At 54.6% G+C, this 7,831-nt stretch carries 6 protein-coding genes; 2 read left to right on the plus strand and 4 right to left on the minus strand.

Annotated elements, in window-relative coordinates:
* Positions 1-101: 101 nt before the first annotated feature.
* A complete protein-coding gene (locus AC630_RS38835) occupies positions 102-1,088 on the minus strand; it encodes a TM0106 family RecB-like putative nuclease (protein WP_074123640.1) in 987 nt (328 codons plus the stop codon).
* A 900-nt stretch (positions 1,089-1,988) separates the two neighbouring features.
* Here AC630_RS38835 and AC630_RS38840 point away from each other — a divergent pair.
* Positions 1,989-3,416 (plus strand): hypothetical protein, encoded by a 1,428-nt coding sequence (locus tag AC630_RS38840; RefSeq protein WP_143198657.1) that lies wholly within the window; start codon positions 1,989-1,991, stop codon positions 3,414-3,416.
* A gap of 31 nt (positions 3,417-3,447) precedes the next feature.
* Here the strand turns inward: AC630_RS38840 and AC630_RS38845 are convergent, their stop codons facing one another.
* Entirely contained in the window at positions 3,448-4,338 is an 891-nt protein-coding gene (locus AC630_RS38845) for a hypothetical protein (protein ID WP_143198658.1), read from the minus strand.
* Between the two features lie 74 nt (positions 4,339-4,412).
* Between AC630_RS38845 and AC630_RS38850 the strand changes: the two genes are divergently transcribed.
* Positions 4,413-4,646, plus strand: coding sequence for a helix-turn-helix domain-containing protein (locus AC630_RS38850; RefSeq protein ID WP_074123643.1), 234 nt, complete (start codon positions 4,413-4,415; stop codon positions 4,644-4,646).
* Positions 4,647-4,718: 72 nt separating this feature from the next.
* Here the strand turns inward: AC630_RS38850 and AC630_RS38855 are convergent, their stop codons facing one another.
* Positions 4,719-5,126, minus strand: a complete 408-nt coding sequence (locus AC630_RS38855) for a hypothetical protein (RefSeq protein WP_074123645.1) — start codon at positions 5,124-5,126, stop codon at positions 4,719-4,721.
* Between the two features lie 207 nt (positions 5,127-5,333).
* On the minus strand, positions 5,334-7,831 hold a 2,498-nt coding region (locus AC630_RS45985), incomplete at its 5' end, for a beta propeller repeat protein (RefSeq protein ID WP_167561369.1).

Raw genomic sequence — 7,831 nt, forward strand, 5'->3', positions numbered from 1 at the left:
GCCTCGTAGAGGCCCAATCGCCCACGTACCGGCGGTTACCATCGGCCTCGCCGTAAAGATATCCGAATAGAAACTCAAGACCTCCGTCTCCAACGAAGGGATCACCCTCGAAGTCGAAAAAAAATGTCGCCGGCGGAAGGCTCCGGAAGCCTCGACAAACCAAAGCCGGGTACGGGCGGTAACGCCTCGTGCACAACGGCGCCTTTGAGTCGGCCCTCGACTTGGATTCTGGCTTGTTCGCGTATCCTTTGGTAGCTCTGGACTGCTCCACGCTCCGGCCTCCACTGCAACGGCAGGGGAAGTTTTGCGAGCGCCGCCATCGTTTCTATGCCGCGCCTCTCCAACTCTCCGATCTGTGACTTGCTGATACCAGCAACCAGAGACATGTGATCATCAGCTCTTCTCCTTACGTCACAGTGCCGGCGCCATCTGCAAGTATCGCAGTGTTCGATCGGCTCGGGATACGCTCCGGCTGGAGACGGCGATGCCACGGCCCCCTCCAGGCTCTTTCTGACGTGCCGGTAATAGGCCGCGTAATCGGGTATACGGTATTCCTCAGGAACGTAGTTCGTGCCTGGTGTAACCACGTAAGCCGAAACAGGGTCGGCTTTCTGCATTTCGGAAAGCATGTCCGAGTAGAGACAGATCTGAAGGACGGTGTTACCCTTCGTCTCACGCGCAAGCTTGGTGTCCGTCACCTCATACGACCAATGGCCAAACCGACTTGGTGTTTCGACGCGACGCAATACGTCTGCTCGACCATGCCATCTGCCCGACTGAAGAGCGCCTTGGATGATGACCGCTTCGCCTCGCTCCATAGCTTTCAGAGTCGAACCAACAGCAGCAGTATCGATACCTACGCCATCAATAAGGGTGACAGGAACTCCTTCAGCCTCCAAATGGTCAACGAACCCCCGTTCGTGCTGTGCGCCCCTTTCCGCAAGCGTCTCAAGAGCCGGATCCCATATCTTTGGTTTCTCCAGTTCTCCATTGGCCACCTTGAGATCGAGCTCGGTTAGGTAGCGGCAGTTCAGATGGCCGACTAAATCACCCGAGCTGAGAGTGAGCTTGCCCCCAATGATTTGCATTTGCCCCTTAGCCCTGAATTATGTGGTTATTCGAGGCGTCGCGCTCGAATCTGATCAATAAAAGCTCAGCTTATAATCGCGCGAAATGAGTGCAATGGGCAACTTCCATGATACTTCGTTTAATAGGTGGTTGATCAAGTAGGTCTGTTAACATCTCCTCCGCTGACGCCAGCCGAGCAACTCAAGAGGCAACAGCTCCTCGTGAGGTCAGCACGCCGGGACACGTGGAAAAGCCACAGCTACGGCGATTCGAATTCCTGCCCTGTGTTACGAGGCGGAACGTAGGACGGTCCGATCGGATTCGTGGGCGCAGGAGCGATCTCGATGCTGATGGTCAAGGAAAAGCGACCGGCTACATTCGGACTCTGCGCCTAGGTACTCCATAAAACTGGAGCCATCCGGGAATGCGAGGAGAGCGCTGATCCTCATCTCCGAGATCGTGCCGTCATCATCGCCCGAGAAGCTCGTCGCCCAGCGTGACTGCCAAGCAGGCTGCCGCCGAGATTCAGAACGTGCTGGTTTCGGTTGGCGAGCCAAAACTCATTTGGTGCGATTCTATCGCATCTCAGATGTGCCCCATGTTGAGGCTTCATCCAATGCGCGGTCAGTGAGGACGGGAAGTTGGGCCCGATGTGCTGATGAGCGGCAGTTAGCAGGCAGCGCCAATGCAGGGCCAAAAAGCCAGGAATTAGCGTAAGCTCGGATTGACATGGCGGAATGCCCGCTTCAAGGTGCAACCTCTGCGGGACGGCGCCTGTCCCACTGCATGATTTCTGCTCATTTGATTTATGTGTGAGACCGGGGGGCCGCTCCTTGCACGCCACGTTTCTTGCCCGGGCACTGTCCCTGGGCCTGGTCCTTTGCACGGCTAGCTGCGTGCAGGTACCGCAGCGGAACGGCATGGCCGCTGTCGACGTCGATATGTTGATAAAGCGGATTAAGTGCGACCTTAACAGGATCGTCCTTGAAAAAGCTTACACGCAGTTCCCGGAAGAAGTGCGGCCTGAACGAAGGCAACCTTTCCTGTTCTTGCGTTCGTGGGCCGCCAAGGTTCGGCTCACCGTCGCCGTCGACGATACTTTCGCGGTTAGTCCCGGCGCTTCTTACACCCAGCCGCTGCATACAGTGACCAACGTTGCTCAGACTTTCACATTGGGCGCAGGTGGAAGCTTGAGCACGGAGGCAGTAAGGCAGGAAGACCTGGAGTTTCTGTTGTCCTTCAAGGACATCGACGCCGAGAACGACAGTGGCAGGATGAACACCGGACTCTATGAGTATTGCCAGCAACCGCCAGGCCTGCTGCTCGAAAGCGACTTGGGACTCGATCGCCTTATCGATGCCGCGCTGAAGCCAGTAGAGACAGGAGTTCTCAAGCCAGGAAACAACTTCGGTCCCGGCGTCGGACCTCCTCCGGCCATTCCGAAAGTCGACCTTCCCACCGTTACTTTGGAAAAACGTAAGGTCGAGCCAAGGCCGGAGCTTACGATCAGTCAACTGCAAGAAGGACCTGAAAAGATCAGGCAATTTTCCACTAAGCTGATCCAGAAATTTAATATCCCGGAGGATCTGACCAAACAGACGGCCGAACAGCTCAACAAGGGACAAACCCAAGCCGATCAAAACGCGGCGAGGATCAAGCAGATCTTGGGGAACGCGACGGAGGCAACTTCGATCGAGACAAAGACCCAAGCGATTATCAACAACGTTATTAAGCCGCGGTACGGGATTGCGCAGGGCACGCTAGATAGCTCCTGCATCAAGCCTGTGACGGAAGCGCAGTTCGAGGCCATAGCGCAATCGTCAAACGTCTCAGCCTTTGTCATTAACATCGACAAGGCCGCCGAAAGTGTGGCCGACCGGCCAAACGCCGCGCCGCCTTCTCCTGCTGATGATGACGCGCTCAAGGCAGCTGCGGATAAGTCCTCCGACGACTTCAACAAGCTTGTTGCCGCTCGCGACAAGGTTATTGACGCAAGCAACACGATGACTGTGGCCATGCGCACTTGCCTTAGGAAGACGGAGAAAATCCAGGAGGCGAAGAAAAAGGAGGGACCGCCAGTTTTCGATCCAGTATCAACTATAACCGAGACGATTAATTTCTACGTCACCGTCACCGGCAATGTCGCACCTACATGGAAACTGGTGCGCGTAACAGCTCCCACCGCTGGAACATTCTTATCGGGAAGCCGCAAGGATACTAATACGCTCATCTTGAGTATGGGACGACCAACTCCTGGACAGAACGGCGGTCCTCCAAATACCTCCGCCATGGACAGCCAAATCCTCTACTCGATCCTGGGGCAAGCTATATCTGCGAGCAGACCGTAGTTCACACAGTCCCATTGCAGCTTGCAACGCATCATGGGATTCTTAAGAGCGGGCCAATTTCAGCCGTCTTCTTTTCCAGGTACGAGCCATGGCATGGCGAATAGCCGCCGGGCTCAACACCAACCCATTCCGCTGGCAGGAAGCACGTTAACGGTCCTGATCCTGACCCATATTGTCCCACAGAGTCGATGTCGGCCTGAAGCTCTTGGGCTTGGAAATTCTCAAGCCCAATCTTGATCGCCAACTGCGCCAAACCCTGTTCGGTCATGTCGTCAACTCTGGATGCCGCGGCCTCCTTTAGCTTGATGCCGTTGTTGAGCAGCTTTCCATTAAGTGCGCCCAATTGATCCGCGTAAAATCCGCTCGACGCATTGGCGATGGCGAGCGAGGCGACAAATTGCTTAATGCACGCGACGGTGGCGGCAGCGTCCCTTTTGGACCCAAGATTATCTTTGACCATGCGGATGCGGACCTGATCGCTTTTCGATGTTGCTCCAGCTTGGGCGGCCTCCAATCGGCTTAATACCTTGTCTTGGTAAAGACCGACGACCTCGCGGCATTGTGCGAATGCTTTGGCGAACATTGGCTTTGCCAGGATGGTGGCGTTCATCCACTCGGCAAACTCCACGACTGACCTATCAGGACCGCCGAACGAAGGTCGGGTCACGGAAGCTTCTCCCGCGGGGCTGAGACAGAATTCGTTTATCGCAGCAAGCCTTGGGTCAGATCGCCGAACGCCCGCTGCTATCAGCGCCTCGAGGTTTGTACCCTGCTCCTGGCGGAGCTGACTATCAACACAGGTCCGCATACCGAGCGGCAGCCCGTTCCAATCGCGTGCCGCCAGATTCGTCTGTTGGGCAGGTGCAGGGGTGCTGCAAAGCAATAGGGGAATAAGGAATAGAGCCGAATGTTTGAATTTCATGTTTCCTCCAGCTTCGCGCATTTTGTCGATTTAAAGCGGTGGGTCAATAAGCGACAGCCTGATCATTTCGGCCCATGGACTGGCGCCAAGTGGTTGCAGGCAACTTGCGGAGGATCAGGCGGGAACGAGGATTCTCGCAGGAAACGCTCGCCTATGAGGCCGACGTCAATCGCACCTACATCAGTAAGTTGGAGAAGGGGGCGACGTGGGTTGGTCTGGAAATTCTGGTCAAGCTGTCGACCGTCCTTCAGGCCGAACCCGCTGACTTTCTCCAACGTCCCGCTAAGAAGCCTTCGCGCAAGGGGTAGCACTCAAAATCCGAAACGGCGCTACCGTCCCGCTCAGGCAGGACGGGGCACCGGACCAGCGAAGTACGCGAATTAGCCGCGGCCGGATTTCTTATCCTTGGCGGCCTTAAAGTTAGACCGAACGGCGTTAGCGCAGGCGGAGAGAGCATCGTCCAGGCCGCCAGCGACAGCGAGCGTTTTGATCTGCTCCAACTGTTCGACCAAATCGTCCCACGCCGCGTTGCCTGTGCCAACGGCCTTGAGGGTACTCTTCCCCTTCTCCAACTCCAGCGGCTGCTTCCCATAGCGCAGTTGGAAGAAGATCGCGCCGGCTCCATCCACCCAGAACTGCTCCCGAGAGATTCGCTTTCCCTCGCGAAACAGCCCGATCTTCGTGATCTGCTGATCGATGCTGGACGTAAGCTTGTTGCGCCGCTGAAGGACCGGAGTGTTGGCGGTCGGCTTCTGTACGGAAACCAGAGAGATAGTCGCTCGTGCCATGATGGGCTCCTCGTTGTTGATGGAGCCGCCGTCTTCTGAATCTGGCACTTGGGCAACAGTGAAACGAGAAATAATGTCTCGTTTGAATATCGATGTGCAATATGCCAGCCGTTCATCTGCTGCTTAGCCGACCAACGCGATGCTCGATCGCGTTGTACGGTTCAGGAGACACGCGGCACAGTTTGACCTGAGAGTCGGCCCTCTTTTTTAGCGCACTGCCGGTTCTAACCGTACAAATTGTATCTCAGTGTAATCGTTCTTCGCAGACCAGCTTGATATTGCGTCGGGGACCTGCGCACCAAATTTTGGATCTCGAACGCAGTCAGCAAGAGCATCGAGATATCCATAAACAACGCGCCCATCCTGCCTTGACTTCTCAATGGCTGCCATGTGTGCAAGCCAAGCTGACAAATCATCGCCAAGCTCAAGCACCCAACTCGCCGCAGCAAGATACTCGGCTATCGGATCGAGATAGAACCGATAACGGCCTCCGGCGGCCGTAATCTCGCGCTGAATCACCGTACAGTCTTCCAGGGCCTGTAGGGTCATTTCAGATTTGCCATTCTCAGGAAGGGCTGATCTTGCCGAAGCCACTGTAAATGGACGCACGACAAAATCGGTTGCCAAACTGAGACGCGCTAGCATCGTGGCTGCCTGAGCGAGAGCCTCGGGATCGATTGAAATCTGGTCGCTCGACGGTCGGACCTCTCGAATAAAGCGTTGGGCGGTCTCGCCCAAACTTAGGGGCGCGTCGTTGCGCCAATCCCGCCTTTGCAGCTCATCGGCCTTTTCAAAAGTTTGAATAAGTATGCGCAAAAACAGGGTCGGAACCGTCTTGTGGCCCCGACGTTTGTCAACGAGTGCAATGACGGTCTCCGCCAGAAGTAGTTGGTCATTAGCTGAGATTATTTTTTCGAGTCCATTCGTCAGAACATACTCTCCAATAAATCGAGGAACCCAATCTCTACCAATCTCTTCTGGCGCAATTTCAATTTGCTGTGGCGACAAATCCAAGAATTGCTTCCGCGCGGAGTAAATGAATAGTGATATTGGGATGGTTTTAATCGCCTCCTGGATGCAGTTGACCGACGATCTACTGATCTCCGAAAGACCATCAGCGATTAGTGCTAATCTCTGAGTTCTGAAAGCTGCGATAATCAAGGAGTCATCATAAGCCTCCTTATCTTCATCCGGATATCCCGATTGAAGCGCTGAGCGGACTGATGCAATTACGTTGGACGTTTCGCCGAGGATAAGGACGCAAAGGACAGGTCGTGCCGGCCGTAACCGTTGCTCGGCCCTTTCCTCCATCAACCAACGTCCGAGTTTGCCGGCAAGCGTCGTCTTCCCGCGGCCGCCGCCGGCAACTATCGCGATCCCCAGCTTATTTTCATTGCAGACATCTCGGAGTGCTTCCACGGAGGGGCTAGGAATGTCGGACTTTGATCCTCCGGACCTTATTGTTATCGGCAGTGGAATATAATTTAAGCAACCGATCGCCTCCAACTGCGAACTCAAATATTTGCGTACACTGCCAAGTCGCTTTCGTACCCACACGTCCAAGAATAGATCGGTTTTGAGCATCTCGGAACGCAACGATCGCGGAAGGTCTTCAATCGTTTCATCACCTGCTAGATACGCTGCGGCCCACGATCTCTGCGCACTTTCGCGCAAACAGAGTTTGTTGATGAGAAGCGGGACAAACAGTGCGCGGACAGCTTGAGCGACTATTTCGAGATGAGCAGATTTAAGGGCTTCGCAGATTTCATCCTGTTTGGCGACAACCCTGAAAAGAATTCGTGGTCTGAGCAAGTAGGCGGCGCAAATCGACCCCGCTGATCCGAGCAAGATGACGCTTGTCAACAATGCCCAAAAGAGCTGCGACCGATATCGTTGAACGAACGGCTGGTACTCCAGATCGGAAAACGGAACAACGGTCGTTAGCCCATCAGGATCTTTCAGTTCGATCTTTTGAGATATGATTTGGCCCGGTTCGACCCGAAAGTATTGATCCGAGGGGCGCCAAGATATTTCGAGGCCTCTTGTCGTCTCCAAAGCGGCGGCCGAGGGAAGAGTTATTGTTTGCCAGTCTGATCGGCCCTTTACGCGGACCATCAACTTCATATCGTCTTTGATGTCGGCATTTCGAAGTAATCTGTCCTTGCGAACTAAGATCAACCTAATCGACTCAAGCCCTGACGCTTGGGCAATTCCTCGCAAGTCAGGACCACTGGCAGCGCCAGCGAGTGTCTGAGTCCCGTTCTGCCCTAGGTAAACGCCCGTACCAACCCGCGAAAATGCACTCTGCTTATAGTTGTTGGTAAAGTGGAATGGATCATAATACGACCATGTCTTACCTCCGTCGTTTGTTGCGTAAAACCACTGCGTATCAGAGGCATCAAAAATGAGACCGTGATCGGCATCGAAAAAATGGACAGTTTTAAGTGCGCTATCTGGAAATTGCGCGTCCGTAACGGGCGACCAACGACTTCCGCCGTCCTGAGTATGGAAGACCCATTGATCACCGATCAGCCAACCATTCGACTCATCCAAGAATTCAACTTCTACGACTTTAGGCGGAGTCTTGCGGCCTTTAGCTATTGTGGCGAATGCGTCCGCAACGTCGGTCGATCTTTGTTTCCAGCTTCGCCCTCCGTCGAAACTGATTTGAATTTCTCCTCCCGGCTTTATTCCAAATAGTCGCT

The sequence above is a fragment of the Bradyrhizobium sp. AS23.2 genome, from assembly GCF_001908185.1.
In the GTDB taxonomy this organism is placed as follows: Bacteria; Pseudomonadota; Alphaproteobacteria; order Rhizobiales; family Xanthobacteraceae; genus Bradyrhizobium.